The organism is Segatella copri, from assembly GCF_015074785.1.
Taxonomy (GTDB): domain Bacteria; phylum Bacteroidota; class Bacteroidia; order Bacteroidales; family Bacteroidaceae; genus Prevotella.
In genome coordinates this window covers 1,040,199-1,055,449 of sequence record NZ_CP042464.1, presented here as the reverse complement: position 1 = coordinate 1,055,449, position 15,251 = coordinate 1,040,199, and the positions used below count along the sequence as shown (strand labels likewise).

The window sequence follows — 15,251 nt, the reverse complement described above, 5'->3', positions numbered from 1 at the left end:
TACTTTAAGCTAGTTTGCTGTACGGCGAAGCCGCTATAAACTATTAACTATTAACTATTTCTAAAGCTTACTGTCCTTTAATAGTTTTGGGCAATATTCATTAAAAAAGCATTTATCGCAGAGCGGTTTCGTACTCTTGCAAATATATCTGCCATGCAGCAGAATCCAATGATGCGCATTCGGAATATCCTCAGCCGGAATGTGTTTCATCAGATAATCTTCTACTTTTCGGGGCGTATCTGCCGTTTTCGGCACCAAACCCATGCGATGACTCACACGATAAACATGCGTATCCACCGCCATCGTAGCATGACCGAACCATACGGCACGAATCACATTCGCCGTCTTGCGCCCCACTCCTGCCAACTTCTCCAAATCATCCGCAGCCTCAGGCACCTCACCTCCGAACATCTCAACCAGCTGGCGAGACATTTCAGCAAGATGCTTCGCCTTGGCATTCGGATAACTCACCGAACTGATCAACTCATAAATATCATCCTCGCTCGCCTGTGCCATGTGCTGCGCATCAGGATAACGGGCAAAGAGAGCAGGCGTAACCATGTTGATGCGTTTGTCGGTGCATTGCGCAGAAAGCAAGGTAGCCACCAGAAGCTGAAATGCGCTACCGAACTGCAACTCGGTAGTTACATTCGGCAGCGCACTTCTGAAATGATTCAATATAAAATCGTATCTTTCCTTACGAAGCATTTCTCTTACTTTTTAGCAGGAGCAGCCTCCTCTTTCTTCAGCTTTCCCTTGTAAGCCTTGTTCAAGCCGGAAATCACCTCTTTTGTAATATCGTAAGCCTTGTCAGCATAGAGCAGGTTATCGCCGCTCTTAGAGAAGATGATGCTGTACTTCTTGTCCTTGTTGTAGCGGGCAAGATAGTTGGCAATGCTGTCGTGGAGCGCCTTGTTGTACTTCTCCTGCTCAGCAGCAAACTCGTTGCTCAAGCGCTGCTGCAAGCCCTGCAGGTCGTTGTTCTGCTTCTGCAGTCCAGCCTGGATAGCCTCAGCCTGCTCGCGAGTGTAAGCATTCTGCTGAATCTTCTGCTGGAAGTTGGCTGCTGCAGCCTGGAGCTGCTGACCCTTCTGCGCAATAGTAGCCTGAATGTTCTGACCCTTCTTCTCCAAGATAGAAGAATACTCCTTAGCAAAGGTATACTGAGTCATGATAGAGTCTACCTCTACATAAGCAATCTTCAATTCAGCAGGAGCCTTGCTCTCTGACTTAGCCTCTACCTGAGGCTGAGATTTGTTGCATGATGCCAATGACAGGGCAGCAACAGCTGCAATTGCCACTGAACCCAAAATGTTCTTTCTCATTTTTTCTATCATATTATATTATTACTATTTTCTAATAAGCCTTGTTGGCTTCCCTTGCCTCGCGGTCCTGATCCACCACACAATGAATGCCCTGCTTGCGCAAGCCCGGATTGTCGTGCACATGCTGGGAAGAGAACTTGCCGTTCTTCTTAAAAATCAACTTTACGCAAAATAATGCCATGCAAATAGCAATTATTAACACGCTTAATAACATTAATTTTATCATTTTTATTACCTTTGCAGTGCCTTAGTGCACTTTTGGGTGCAAAGGTACTATTTTTTTGGGAATAACCAAAACAAAATAGCAGAAATAAATGTTTTATCAAAACAAAATAATAGAAAATAAATGAATAAAAGTGAATTGAAGCCTGCTCTCGTGTTCGAGCAGTTCGCAAAAATCAACGAAATACCTCGTCCTTCCAAGCACGAGGAGAACATGATTGAGTTTTTGAAATCTTTCGGAGAGGCTCATCAGCTCGAAACGCTGGTAGATGAAACCGGTAATGTGCTCATCCGTAAAGCTGCCACTCCAGGCTACGAGCATGCTGAAACCATCATCCTGCAGAGCCACATGGACATGGTTTGCGATAAACTGGTAGATGTTGATTTCGATTTCCACAAAGACGCCATCCAGACTTACGTAGACGGAGAATGGCTTAAGGCAAAAGGCACTACATTGGGTGCTGACGACGGTATAGGCTGCGCCATCGAGCTGGCTATCCTGGCAAGCAACGATATTGAGCATGGTCCTATCGAGTGCGTCTTTACACGTGATGAAGAAACCGGACTGACCGGTGCTCACGGCATGAAGGCGGGCTTTATGACCGGAAAGATGCTCATCAATCTTGACTCAGAGGATGAGGGCGAAATCTTCGTATCCTGCGCCGGTGGTCAGACAACCCATGCCACCTTCCACTTCTCTCGCGAAGAGGCTCCTGCGGGTTATTTCTTCATGGAAGCTTCGCTGAAGGGTCTCAACGGTGGTCACTCGGGCGATGACATCAACAAGAAGCGCGCCAATGCCATCAAGATTCTTGCCCGCTTCCTCTTCCTCGAAAATGAGAAACTGGATGGAAGTCTGCGCCTCGTAAGCTTCAACAGCGGCAAGATGCATAATGCCATTCCTCGCGACGGAAAGATAGTTTTCGCCGTCAAGAATGCTGATAAGGAACAGGTTCGTGCCGACTGGAACATCTTTGCATCAGAAGTAGAAGACGAATTCCACGTAACCGAACAGGCTATGCAGTTCAATATGAGCAGCACCGATGCTGCACCTGTCATCGAGAAAGCTGTAGCTGACAAGTTCGTAATGGCTCTCCAGGCTGTAGACAACGGTCCGCTTACTACCTGTCAGGATGAGGCGATTGCCTGGATGGTAGAAACCTCAAGCAATGTGGCAAGCGTGATGACCGATGAAAGCAGCATCAACATCGTAGCTTCTCAGCGAAGTAACGTGATGAGCAATCTGGAGAACATGACCAACACCGTAAAGGCAGCCTTCCTACTGGCTGGCGCCGAGGTAACTGTAGGCGACAAGTATCCTGCCTGGAAGATGCGCGCCAACAGCGAGCTTACCGACCTGGCTGTGAAGGCTTACGAAAAGCTCTTCGGCAAAAAGCCATTGGTAAAGGGTATTCATGCCGGTTTGGAGTGTGGTCTTTTCTCTGAGCGTTATCCTGAGCTCGATATGGTAAGTTTCGGTCCTACCCTTCGCTATGTTCACACCCCAGACGAGGCTCTTCTCATTCCTACAGTAGAGATGGTTTGGGACCACTTGCTGGAGATTCTCCGCAGCGTGGCTAAATAAGCAAGCGTGCTAAATAAAACAACCAGTTTCATAAAAGCAGCGCGGCTTAATATAAAGAAGATGTCTATGATAAAGAAAATGATGTTTGTCATGGTTTCAGGACTTGTGCTGATGTTCACCTCGTGTGGCGATCAGCACAAGGCTCAATCTCTGGTCAAGGATTTTCTTAATGAAAACCTCGTTGATCAGGACTGCAGCTATGAGCGGTTCTCCCGCCTCACTCCTACCGCCATGATCAGTTTCGACCAGATGAAGGAGATGCGACAAAATGTCAGCAAACTGCCTTACGTCAAGAAGAATATTGATTATAATGATGCAGCTTATCCCGACACCTTATTATATTTAAGGGCTACATACAAGCTGACCAACCATCAGGGCGAGAAGCAGGAAGTAACCCAAACCTTTTATCTTGATAAAGGTTTGACAAGAGTAATCGGGTTTAAGGAAAACTAAAAAAACAGTTAAGAATTGCCTTTCAGCAAGGCAGTAAAAACAGAAAGAGTTGACTAGCATTTTAACTAGCCAACTCTTTTTTCATATAATCTCTTATTTCTTTTCTAGCCAGAGTCAGACGATTCTCAGCCGCTTTATATCCGAGGTTCAGACTTTGGGCAATCTCGCTCACCTGCATTCCTTCGAAAAGGTTCAGGCGGTAAACCTTGCTTCTCTTCTCCGTGAGCCTGGCAATTCCACGCTCCAGAATCTCGTTGGTCTGCTGGGCAGAGAAAACAGATTCGCCATCAACATCATATCTTCCCATCCAGTCGCTAGCTCCCAGGAAGTGTTCATACTCCTCAATCTTATGTTTGCGACGGTAATAATCGATAATCAGATTCTTGGCAATGGTGTATACAAAACATGGTAAGGTTACAGGCGTAATCATCTTATCGCCTCGAAGTAATCGCACAAAAATATTCTGCACGATATCTTCAGCCTCGTCTGCCGGAAGCGAACGCGACATGACATACAACTTCAGCTCGTTGTAGTGTTCAGAGTAATAATCTGCAATAATGCTGTAATTTGAATTTGTTTGTTCCATGATGGCGATTGTTTTAATCATGTTTTTCGTTTTTCTATATTGCAAAGGTAATAAAAAAACAGAAAGCCACCAAAGGAAAGAGAAAAAAAATGTGCTAAATGTTCGTTTTGAAACATTTAGCACATATGATAGAAACAATTTGTAACATGAAATGTTACGCATCGCAAAGTTTTATTTCTTAATTCAAACCCTTTACAGGTTGGATTACTTAATCATGTCAACGCTTCTTTTGAGGAATGCGTCGAGCGAAGCACCCTTCAACATACCATTCTGAAGCAGGGCGAGGTCGATGAGCTGGTGAACAATGTTGTTGTTCTTAGCATAACCCGAGATGATTTCGTTGCGCTTAGCCTTCTCATCGCTGATAGCCTTCTCTGTGTTGTGGACATCATCCTTCTCCTGCTGGGTAATCTCTTCAGGCTTCTTCTTGTTCTGCTCCTGATGGAGTACGGCAAGGCGAGCTTCCTGACCCTTGATTTCTGCAAGGATTGGCTTCAATGTTTCAGCAGTGTTGGCCTCAGCATCTTCCAATACCTTCTTTACCAGAGCATGGTCTGAGTTCAGTACGATGTTGTAGCTGTCTGGCATCTGACCGTAGAAGTTCATGCCTGCCTGGAACTGGCTCATCGCCTTCATACGGCGCATGTACTCGTTCTGGGTGATGAGCACTGGCTGGTTCTGTTCGCCCAAAGCCTGAATCTCTACAAAGAATTCTGTCTTGTCAAGTTGAGGCATCTGAGAGCGGAATACTTCTGTCAAGTTGTCAGACTGCTCTTTGCTCAAATCGGTCTTCTTAGCATCTTCCTTCACGATGAGGCGGTCGATGATGTCGGCGTCAACACGTGTAAAGCGGCTCTTCTCCAGCTTCTGCTCCAGCATGTTTACCATCGGCGTATCGAGCTGACCTTCCATCAGGAGTACAGAATAACCCTTCTGCTTGGCAGCTTCGATGTAAGAATACTGCTCTTCCTTATTGTTGGCATAGAGATAAACCAGGTTGCCGTCCTTATCGGTCTGGTTGTCCTTAATCAGCGTCTTGTACTCCTCGAAAGTAAAGTACTTTCCCTCAACATCTTTCAGAAGCGCGAAGTCCTTTGCGCGCTCGTAGAAATCTTCCTGAGAGAGCATTCCGTAGTTGATGAAGATCTTGAGATCATCCCATTTCTCTTCAAACTCCTTGCGGTTCTCCTTGAAGATAGAGTTCAAACGATCGGCTACCTTCTTGGTGATGTAGGTAGAAATCTTCTTCACGTTGCTGTCGCTCTGAAGGTAGCTTCGGCTTACGTTCAGCGGAATGTCCGGTGAATCGATTACACCATGAAGCAATGTGAGGAATTCTGGTACAATGCCTTCTACCTGGTCGGTTACGAACACCTGGTTGCAATAGAGCTGAATCTTGTTGCGCTGCATGTCGATGCTGCTCTTGATGCGTGGGAAGTAGAGAATACCCGTGAGATTGAATGGGAAGTCTACATTCAGATGAATCCAGAACAACGGATCGTCCTGCATCGGATAAAGGGTGTGATAGAACTTCTTGTAGTCCTCATCCTTCAAGGTGCTAGGAGTCTTTGTCCAGAGAGGCTCCACATTATTAATAATGTTATCCTCATCAGTCTCCACATTCTTGCCATCCTTCCACTCGGTCTTCTTGCCGAAAGCAACAGGCACTGCCATAAACTTGCAGTACTTGTTCAGAAGTTCCTCAATCTTGCTCTTCTGCAGGAATTCCTTGCAATCATCAGCAATATGGAGGATGATGTCTGAACCACGCTCAGCCTTGTCTGCATCTTCGATTTCGAAAGCAGGTGAACCATCGCAGCTCCACTTTACAGCCTTGCTTCCCTCTTTGTAGCTCTTAGTGATGATTTCTACCTTGCTGGCTACCATGAAAGAAGAATAGAAGCCGAGACCGAAGTGGCCGATGATGGCGTTGGCATTCTCCTTATACTTATCGAGGAAGTCAGTTACGCCTGAGAATGCAATCTGGTTGATATATTTATCGATTTCCTCCTCAGTCATACCTATACCATGGTCGCTGATAGTCAAGGTTCCAGCCTTCTCATCGAGAGAGACACGAACGGTTGTGTCGCCTATCTCGCCCTTGAAATCGCCCTGAGCTGCAAGAGTCTTCAACTTCTGTGTAGCATCTACGGCGTTTGAAACCATCTCACGGAGGAAGATGTCGTGATCTGAATATAAGAATTTCTTGATGACAGGGAAAATGTTCTCTGTCGTTACACCAATATTACCTTTCTGTGCCATAATATAAAATGTTTTTATTCGTATTTACTTTATTATTGTTTGGCAAGGGGGCTTACAAATAGCGTGCCAAAATATAAGAAAGGTCTGAAAGCCCCAAATACATCACGCCCTGCAAGGGCAAAAGCTTCGTTGCATCAAGGTATAATCAAAGCTTTTTGCTCTTACAGGGCGTGTAGAGTTCACTTTCGGAAACTGAATCTCATGGTTAAATGTCTCTTGGAAATCCCTTTGCCAAACCGCCTTCGCTTGTTTCCTTGTAAAGCGAAGGTAGGTCATGACCCGTCTGTCGCATTACTTCAACTACACGGTCGAAAGATACGGTATGATGGCCATCTGAGAAGGAAGCGTAGAGGTCTGCATCCAAAGCTCGGGCGGCAGCAAAGGCATTTCGCTCGATGCAAGGAATCTGAACCAGTCCGCAAACCGGGTCGCAGGTCATTCCGAGATGATGCTCCAATCCCATTTCGGCAGCATATTCTACCTGAGCCGGACTGCCTCCGAAAAGCTGACAGGCTGCAGCCGAAGCCATGGCGCAGGCAACACCTACCTCGCCCTGGCAACCTACATCAGCACCACTGATAGAAGCATTCTGCTTTACGATGTTGCCTACCAATCCGGCTGTAGCCAAGGCTCTCAAGATGCGCTGTTCACTCATATCATGAGAAGTAAACATGTGGTAGAGTACAGCTGGCAATACACCACAGGCGCCACAGGTAGGAGCTGTAACGATGGTGCCACCCGAAGCATTCTCTTCGCTCACAGCCAGCGCATAAGCATAAACCAAGCCGCGGCTCTGCAGGGAAGCACGGTAACCCTTCGCCTTTATATAATAGGTGGCAGCCTTACGCTGCAGCTTCAGCGGACCAGGCAAAACACCTTCATGGTCCAAACCATTCCTGATGCTCTGCTTCATCGTTTGCCAAACCATGTCGAGATAATCCCAGATATCTTCCGATTCGCATTTCTCAACATACTCCCAGAATGAGCGTCCGTTATCATAGCACCATTGCTTGATGTCGGCGAGCTTGTTCAGATCATAAACATCCTTGGCGCCCAGCTCTTCGTTGCCGGCTGTACCATCTGATATGGCTCCACCACCAATACTGTAAACGGTCCATTCATCAATAATATCGCCGTTCAGATCCTTGCCCACAAATTTCATTCCGTTGGGATGATAAGGCAGGAAAGTCTGTGGCTGCCAGATAATATTCACAGTTTTATGAGGTCTGAGCACTTCTTCTATTGCCACATCAGTCATGTGTCCCTTACCAGTAGCAGCTAGACTTCCATAGAGGGTTACTTCATAATAAGAAGCGTTAGGGCAACGCTCCAGAAAAAGTTTGGCAGCACGCTGAGGCCCCATCGTATGACTGCTCGATGGTCCCTTACCTATTCTATATAATTCCTTTAATGACTTCATTTTTCTCGTATTTAATATTTTTACTTATTGATTTTTCCCTTTTAATGGGCTCAGTTACTTATTTCTTCAGTTTACCATCCGGAAGTTACTTCATCTGCTTGGCTTTCAGGATGATGACATCCGTGAGAGGTCTGTCGTTGTTCGCCTTATCGGTAGCCACATTCTGAATCTTATCAACCACATCCATGCCTTCAAGCACCTCTCCGAATACAGTGTATCCGTTGTCAAGGTGAGGAACACCACCATGCTTGATGTAGCCCTTCTGCAACTGTTCTGAAGGAATGGCGTAATACTTGCCGTCCCGTTTCAGTTTTTCTACATAATATTCCATCTGCCGTGGAGAAAAATTTCTGCCCCAGGTGATGTAGAAATCAGTAGGCGCCGAAGCTTTGGTCGGATTTTCATCATCTCCTTCGCGAGCAGCACAGAGCTGTCCGCGCTTATGATAATATTTAGGATAGATGATTTCTGCCGGAACCGTATAGTTTACATCAAACTTCTGCGGCTTTTCCATGTTCACCTTTCTGCATGAATAATCGCCACCCTGAATCATGAAATTCTTGATGACACGCTGAAAGATGCAACCGTCATAATAGCCCGAATTGACAAGTTTCAGGAAATTATCCCGATGCTTGGGAGTATCGTTGTAGAGAGCCACGAGAATGTTGCCCATCGATGTTTCCAGCAGCACCTGAGGGCAGGTTGGATCGTGCGGTGTTTCCCAGTCGAGCAGAGAATCGGGCTTAGACGCCACAACTTTTCCGGCTGGTTCTGATGTGTTCTGATTGCCTTCACTCTGAGCGAATGTCGTAACAGGCACCGTAAGAAGAGCGAGTGTCAATAATCTGATGATCTTCTTCATATTTTTGTATAATTTTACATCTATTTATGTTATCGGATGCAAAGATAATGATTTTATTCTAAAAAATTGATTTTTTATGCGGGAAAAGTTACTTTGTTTCATACATTCTTCATATCTTTGCAGCAGAAGACAGAAAATGCAATCAATTATGAAGAAAAAAACATATATTATCATCGCTTTTTGCACTTTCCTCACTACAGAAGCAAGTGCACAGCAACAGGTAAGCTTAGGACCATTGCACAGTCCGGACAGTCCGCGCGAAGAATGGTTGCTGCCTGGCGATACGGTTTACCAGGCAGGAAAACCTATGATTTATCAGGGGAAACCGGTGAAGAATGCATATATGACTCCTGCCCGACTATCAGATAAGAAAGAAACTCTCGGCAAAAACGGATTGCTGGGCGATGCTTCGCTAGACAGCACCTATTATAATAATCCCATCTCCAACCTTACCAACAGCTTGAGTTATCCGTTGGGCTATGGCTGGGGGCTGCACAAAGGATTGAATCTCTCGGTAGATCTTTCTGCCTTTGCCACATTCGGCAAGAATGTGCCTCACAGAGGCGGTTTCACCCAGACCATCGATGCAACCTACTTAACGCCACTCACCAAAGACAACAAACTCTGGCTGGCTCTTGGTACTTATATCAACAACGTAAACTATGGTGGAGACAGTTATCATGACGGCGGAGTCTACGGCATTCTGGGCTACCAGTTTAATGAGCATTGGGAGGCTTACGTTTACGGTCAGCTTAGTGTAGCCAACAATTACAATTCTCTCTACGGCCGTTATGGCGGTTATGGCTATGGTCCCTACGGCTATTCGCCTTGGGGCTACGGAATGTATCCTTGGGGAATGGGCAGAGGAATCATGCCGGGTGGCTACGGAATGGGAGTACCTGGCGCCAACGTTTTAGGAGCCGGTGTAAGATACACTAATTCCAAAAAAACTTTCTCTATCGGCTTAAACGTAGAAGGAGTATGGTATGATAATAAGACGCCGTCCTATTTCAAGCAATACGACTATCCTGTGCCAAAGGCGCCTGAAAAAGATTAAGGAAAAGGATGGTTTTAACTTAAGAAAAAGATAAAGCATAAAAAGAAAGAGGTTCACTTTTCAATATAATGATATTGAAGTGAACCTCTAAGTTTATTCTGAAAAGAATCAGTTTACATAGAATCATCTCTCTCCATGAGATTATACCTATGAGTTTAGATTCTATTCAGCGAGAATCTGGACTATTCTTTCTGCTGAGCGACCATCCCATCTGTCAGGAATGCCCGCTTTCTTCCATTCACCCTTCAGAAGTTTCTGCATAGATTGCTTCAGTAACTCCGGATCTTCAGCAACCAGTTCGTTTGTGCCCACCTTTACAGTTTCAATATGCTCAGTATAGCTGTTGAGCGTAATGCAAGGGACCCCATTGAAGGTAGCTTCTTCAGCCACATTACCCGAATCGGTAATCACACCTTTGGCGTGAGCTGTAAGATAAGCAAACGACAGATAATCCAGCGGCTGAACCACCTGGATTCCACTCTGATGATTACTCTCTTCCTGATAAGCCTTGAATGCGAGCACGAAGCCCAAGGCTTTACCTCGAAGCGGAGCAATCACCTTCACTCCAGCCTGGCGCGCCTCTTCATCTATGACAGAAATGAGCGATTTCATCTCATCAATGTTATTGACGATGGCCTTGCGGTTCAAGGTCAGAACCATATATTCGCCTTCTTTCAGATGAAACTCGTCCATGACTTCAGGACGCTGCATTTTAGACTGAAGGAAGCGGATGTTGTCGATAAGCACATTTCCTACCATATAAACCTTAGACAATTCTGCACCTTCCTTGTTGGCGATGCTGTTGTTTGAAATGCCTGCGGTAAAGAGGATATCTGACAAGCCATCAATCACCAGACGGTTGATTTCCTTTGGCATGGTAATGTCAAAACTACGGGTTCCGGCTGCAATATGAGCAAGCTGCACACCCTGCTTCTTGGTAACAATAGCCACGGCCATGGTTGAAGCAAGATCATCAACCACAATGACAACATCTGTAGCATTCTGCTGCAGATAGCGCTCAAACTGACCCATCACCTGTCCGGTAAGTTCATTCATGTTTGGACAGTCTACGCCGAGATAAGCATCCGGTTTCTGAATGCCTAAGTCATCGAAAAGAGAAGATTCCAAAGTCGGTTCATCCTCTTTTCCTGTGTAAACCAACTGATAGCTGATTTCGTTACCAGCTTCCTGAGCATTACGAATTGCTCTAATTACGGGCGCAACCTTGATAAAGTTAGGTCTTGCACCTGCAACGATACAGATTTTCTTCATTTTTATCCTGTTTTATATTTTTACTTACTGAACTTGCAGTTTACTGATATTCAGAGTGCTTTATTTCTTGAGCCAATCTTGAGCCAAAGGGCATTATCCATTGACTCAGAGGTCTTTATCCCTTAAAAAGGTCTTTGATTCCTCCGATAGAACCCAAGAGATTGGTTGCCTCGTATGGCAGATAAACCACCTTATTATCCTTACCCTGTGCTACTTCCTGCATCATACTGATGTATTTCTGGGCCAGGAGATAGTTGGCTGGATTCGTACTCTGTCCTACAGCTTCCGTAATCTTCTGAATGGCAATAGCCTCGGCCTCAGCCTTACGGATGCGGGCAGTAGCCTCACCTTCTGCATTCAGGATAGCCTGCTGTTTGGCAGCCTCAGCCTTGTTCACGATGGCAGCCTTCTCACCTTCTGAGAGCAGGCGCTGCTTTTCCTTCTCACCTTCAGAAGTCAGGATGGTAGCACGCTTGTTGCGTTCAGCCTGCATCTGCTTTTCCATCGCCTGGAGCACACTCTCAGGAGGTGTAATATCCTGCAACTCTACTCGGTTTACCTTGATTCCCCACTTATTGGTTGCATCATCCAAAACCGCACGGAGTTTGGTGTTAATCGTATCGCGGGAAGTAAGAGTCTGGTCAAGTTCCATCTCACCTATTATATTACGCAAGGTAGTTTGGGTCAGTTTCTCTATGGCGTTTGGCAGATTGTTGATTTCATACACACTCTTGAATGGGTCCACAATCTGGAAATAGAGCAACGCATTTATCTGCATCTGGATATTATCCTTAGTGATTACGTTCTGACGGTCGAAATCGTAGACCTGTTCACGAAGGTCGATGCTGTTTGTATAAACGTATCTTCCGTTTCTCATAGACACAATATCCTTGGCATGGTCAATGAAAGGAATGATGACATTAATACCAGGCTTGAGCGTGGCAAAATATCGTCCGAGACGCTCTATGATTTTCGTCTCACTCTGAGGGATGATCACGATGGTTTTCTTAACCACTACGAGTGCAAGTGCTACTAGAGCCACCAGCACATAAATTCCTATGTTCATGATGTTTATACGATTAAGTGAATAATGTTGACTCTAAACTTTTTCTATCTAAACTTTTTCTACCTTGAGGATGATAGATTCGTGACCTAAGATTCGAACCTTATCGCCTACAGCAAGCGGTTCGGCAAGATGCGGAGCTTCCGCTTTCCAATCATCTCCATCCAGCTTCACTCTACCATATCCTCCGGCAGGAATCATCTCGGTCACTTCCCCTATCTGTCCTGCCAGCGCATCGGCATTACTGCGGCGGTCTTCCCCACCCTTGTGTAGCGATTTCAGCAGATGCGGACGAACCAACCAGATGCTAAGCATAGAGCAGATAGCCCAAACCACTACCTGCACCCAGAAAGGTGCTCCTACTATTGCCACAGGAATGCTGATGAGCGCACCAATGGCAAAACAAGTAACATAGAAATCGCCCGAAGACAACTCTAAGATGAGGCAGATGAACATCACCGATGTCCATATCAGCCAAAGGTTATGAGATAAATACTCCATACTTAACAATTTTAATTTGATTCTTCTAATCCTTATCTTCTGCGGGTTGTAGTCTTCTTTCTGGTTGTAGAAGTCTTGCTCGTAGAACCTACCTTAAAAGTTGTCTGAGGTTTATAATACTTCAGCGCAGTAGGCATTTCCTTCTGCAAGGCAGCAATACGCTTGGCGTCTGAAGGGTGATCACTGAAAATATCGCTCTGATTGCTGCTTGAGCCCTGTGACATTCTCTTCCAGAAAGGAATGGCCTGCTGAGGATCGTAACCTGCCATGGCTGCGAAGATAAGCCCCATGTAATCTGCCTCGGTTTCATTATCACGGGAATACTTCAGATTGCGGAATGAGAAATACTGTCCGGCAACTGCACTTGCCACATTACCTACACCATTACCTACTGTCTGGTTCAACACAGTTCCCAGGATACTTGTACCGGTTTGCTGATTCTGCTGTTTGGTGAGCTGCTCAGCACTATGTTTAGCCACAGCATGAGCTATTTCGTGACCCAAAACGATTGCCAAACCGGTTTCATTCTGAGTGTAAGGCAAAAGTCCTTCATAAACCACGATTTTACCGCCAGGCATACAGAATGCATTGGCAGACTTATCTTGTACCAGGTTGAATTCCCATGAATAATTCTTCACGTCGGCTTCAAATCCATTCTGCTTCAAATAGAGTTCAACAGCATTGGCAAGTCTTTTTCCTACCCGCTGAACCATCGCCGTATTGGCTGCATTGGTCGACTTCTTGGCAGAAGCCATGTACTTTGTGTATTCCTGATTAGACAGACTGAGAACCTGCTCATCGGATACAGAGATGCGATGAGTGCGACCGGTCAGAGGCACCGTCTGAGTAGTGCCGCAAGATGACAGCGCAAGGACTGCCACAACCGTCAGAACTAAAACCTTAAACTTTTTCATCTTAACTTACTTATGTATATTAAATATGTTTATTCATTAAGTTAATGTGCTGTTTAAAACACATTTTCTCTGCAAATATACTATTTCTAGTTGAAACCACCAAAGAAAAATGAGAAAAACATGAAATATAACCTAAAAATAACACAAGATAACTGACAAAAAGGGGTGTACGAAAAAAAGATGGCAAAAAAATAAGGTGTGGCACAATCTTTGCAGTTTCGCAAAACCGTCAGACTGCCAGATGACAGCTGCCCGAGAAAGCAGCATTATCAGCAGACTGGGTTTAAGAAGTATAACATTAAAATATTTTAATATGAACACAAAGAAGGAAGTGCCTGTATTGCTCTTGACAGGCTACCTGGGTAGTGGAAAGACAACCCTTCTCAACAAGATTTTAGCTAACGAAAAAGGTATTAAGTTTGCCGTCATCGTCAACGATATTGGTGAAGTCAATATTGATGCAGCCCTGATAGAAAAAGGTGGCGTAGTAGGTCAGAAAGATGATTCGCTCGTTTCTCTCCAGAATGGTTGCATCTGCTGCACATTGAAGATGGACCTGGTTGAACAGCTCAAGGAAATCGTAGACATGAAGCGTTTCGATTACATCGTCATCGAGGCTTCCGGAATCTGCGAGCCTGCTCCTATTGCACAGACCATCTGCTCTATCCCATCCCTCGGTCCTCAGTACATCGAGAATGGCATTCTGCGCCTTGACAGCATCGTTACCGTAGTAGATGCTTTGCGTATGAAGGATGAATTCTCCAACGGCAGCGACCTGATGAAGAAGAATATGGATGAGGAAGATTTGGCTTCTCTCGTCATCCAGCAGATTGAGTTCTGCAACATCATTCTTCTGAACAAGGCTGCAGAGGTTGAACCAAAGGAACTGGAGCACCTGAAGCAGATTATCCGTGCCATCCAGCCTAAGGCAGAAATCTTTGAATGCAACTATGGTGACGTTGACTTGAATCTGATCGTCAACACCAAGAAGTTTGATTGGGAAACCGTAGCCACTTCGGCCGGCTGGATTCAGGAGATTGAATCAGAAAGAAACGAAGAGCATGAAGAAGATGATAAAGAAGAAGCACATGAACATCATCACGATCATGACGAGGAAGACGAACATGAGCATCATCATCATGACCACGATGACCATGACCACGACCACGATGAGCATGAGCACCATCACCATCATCATCACCACGATCATGACCATGATCATGAAGGCGGAGAAGTTGAGGAATACGGAATCGGCACCTTCGTTTACTATCGTCGCAAGCCTTTCGACCTGGGTCTCTTCGATGATTTCGTAGCAAGAAAATGGCCTAGAGACGTGGTTCGCGCCAAGGGAATCTGCTATTTCGATGATGAGCGCGACATGTGCTACGTGTTCGAACAGGCTGGCAAGCAGAAGACTGTAAAGCAGGCTGGCCAATGGTTGGCTACCATGCCGAAAGACGAACTCGCCCAGGTCTTGATGAATAACCCACAGCTGCAGAAGGAATGGGATCAGGAATTGGGCGACCGCATGATAAAAATCGTATTCATCGGTCAGCATATCAAGGAGCAGAAAGATGCTATCATTGCTGAGCTCGACAAGTGCTTGGCATAAAACAGATTAAAGAAGTAGACAAGCAGAACAGAAGTCTATCTTCAGAACAAATATTGCAGAATCTTATTCTGCCCAGTTCTTAGCAAAAAGCAAAGGAAAAACAGCTCAAAATGAGCA

The 15,251-nt window shown here is 45.4% G+C and carries 15 protein-coding genes; 4 read left to right on the top strand and 11 right to left on the bottom strand.

Annotation, left to right across the window (positions count from 1 at the left end; all coding sequences use genetic code 11):
* Positions 1-60 precede the first annotated feature (60 nt).
* Genes nth through FO447_RS04660 form a run of 3 tightly spaced genes read right to left on the bottom strand, consistent with a single transcriptional unit; the run spans position 61 to position 1,551 of the window.
* Positions 61-708 (bottom strand): endonuclease III, encoded by a 648-nt coding sequence (nth, locus tag FO447_RS04670; protein WP_200757919.1) that lies wholly within the window; start codon positions 706-708, stop codon positions 61-63.
* A 5-nt stretch (positions 709-713) separates the two neighbouring features.
* Positions 714-1,325, bottom strand: a complete 612-nt coding sequence (locus tag FO447_RS04665) for an OmpH family outer membrane protein (protein ID WP_117727960.1) — start codon at positions 1,323-1,325, stop codon at positions 714-716.
* A gap of 31 nt (positions 1,326-1,356) precedes the next feature.
* On the bottom strand, positions 1,357-1,551 hold the full coding sequence (locus tag FO447_RS04660; RefSeq protein WP_006846653.1) for a hypothetical protein: 195 nt from the start codon (positions 1,549-1,551) through the stop codon (positions 1,357-1,359).
* A 120-nt stretch (positions 1,552-1,671) separates the two neighbouring features.
* On the opposite strand from FO447_RS04660, the gene FO447_RS04655 reads away from it, so the two are divergent.
* On the top strand, positions 1,672-3,132 hold the full coding sequence (locus tag FO447_RS04655) for an aminoacyl-histidine dipeptidase (RefSeq protein WP_200757918.1): 1,461 nt from the start codon (positions 1,672-1,674) through the stop codon (positions 3,130-3,132).
* A gap of 66 nt (positions 3,133-3,198) precedes the next feature.
* On the top strand, positions 3,199-3,585 hold the full coding sequence (locus FO447_RS04650) for a hypothetical protein (RefSeq protein WP_200757917.1): 387 nt from the start codon (positions 3,199-3,201) through the stop codon (positions 3,583-3,585).
* A gap of 61 nt (positions 3,586-3,646) precedes the next feature.
* On the opposite strand, the gene FO447_RS04645 is transcribed toward FO447_RS04650, so the two are convergent.
* From FO447_RS04645 to FO447_RS04630, 4 genes are all read right to left on the bottom strand, one after another.
* Positions 3,647-4,192, bottom strand: a complete 546-nt coding sequence (locus FO447_RS04645; protein WP_234699062.1) for an RNA polymerase sigma factor — start codon at positions 4,190-4,192, stop codon at positions 3,647-3,649.
* 183 nt (positions 4,193-4,375) lie between these two features.
* Positions 4,376-6,433, bottom strand: a complete 2,058-nt coding sequence (gene htpG, locus FO447_RS04640; RefSeq protein WP_022120204.1) for a molecular chaperone HtpG — start codon at positions 6,431-6,433, stop codon at positions 4,376-4,378.
* A 205-nt stretch (positions 6,434-6,638) separates the two neighbouring features.
* A complete protein-coding gene (locus FO447_RS04635; protein ID WP_117694771.1) occupies positions 6,639-7,853 on the bottom strand; it encodes an L-serine ammonia-lyase in 1,215 nt (404 codons plus the stop codon).
* A gap of 85 nt (positions 7,854-7,938) precedes the next feature.
* The gene (locus FO447_RS04630) at positions 7,939-8,715 is read right to left on the bottom strand and encodes a peptidylprolyl isomerase (RefSeq protein ID WP_200757916.1); all 777 of its coding nucleotides are present in this window, start codon (positions 8,713-8,715) and stop codon (positions 7,939-7,941) included.
* A gap of 148 nt (positions 8,716-8,863) precedes the next feature.
* Between FO447_RS04630 and FO447_RS04625 the strand changes: the two genes are divergently transcribed.
* Positions 8,864-9,772, top strand: coding sequence for a hypothetical protein (locus FO447_RS04625; RefSeq protein ID WP_234699061.1), 909 nt, complete (start codon positions 8,864-8,866; stop codon positions 9,770-9,772).
* A 162-nt stretch (positions 9,773-9,934) separates the two neighbouring features.
* On the opposite strand, the gene FO447_RS04620 is transcribed toward FO447_RS04625, so the two are convergent.
* The 4 genes from FO447_RS04620 to FO447_RS04605 form a co-directional block, all read right to left on the bottom strand.
* Positions 9,935-11,044: a UDP-N-acetyl glucosamine 2-epimerase gene (locus tag FO447_RS04620; protein ID WP_200757913.1), complete on the bottom strand. Its 1,110-nt coding sequence runs from the start codon at positions 11,042-11,044 to the stop codon at positions 9,935-9,937.
* A gap of 115 nt (positions 11,045-11,159) precedes the next feature.
* Complete coding sequence (locus tag FO447_RS04615; RefSeq protein WP_117694779.1) at positions 11,160-12,110, bottom strand: SPFH domain-containing protein; 951 nt, start codon at positions 12,108-12,110, stop codon at positions 11,160-11,162.
* 48 nt (positions 12,111-12,158) lie between these two features.
* Positions 12,159-12,608, bottom strand: coding sequence for an NfeD family protein (locus tag FO447_RS04610; RefSeq protein ID WP_117694781.1), 450 nt, complete (start codon positions 12,606-12,608; stop codon positions 12,159-12,161).
* A gap of 32 nt (positions 12,609-12,640) precedes the next feature.
* Positions 12,641-13,522, bottom strand: a complete 882-nt coding sequence (locus tag FO447_RS04605) for a M48 family metallopeptidase (protein WP_117694783.1) — start codon at positions 13,520-13,522, stop codon at positions 12,641-12,643.
* A 313-nt stretch (positions 13,523-13,835) separates the two neighbouring features.
* Here FO447_RS04605 and FO447_RS04600 point away from each other — a divergent pair, with 313 nt between their 5' ends.
* A complete protein-coding gene (locus tag FO447_RS04600; protein ID WP_200757911.1) occupies positions 13,836-15,134 on the top strand; it encodes a CobW family GTP-binding protein in 1,299 nt (432 codons plus the stop codon).
* Positions 15,135-15,251 lie beyond the last annotated feature (117 nt).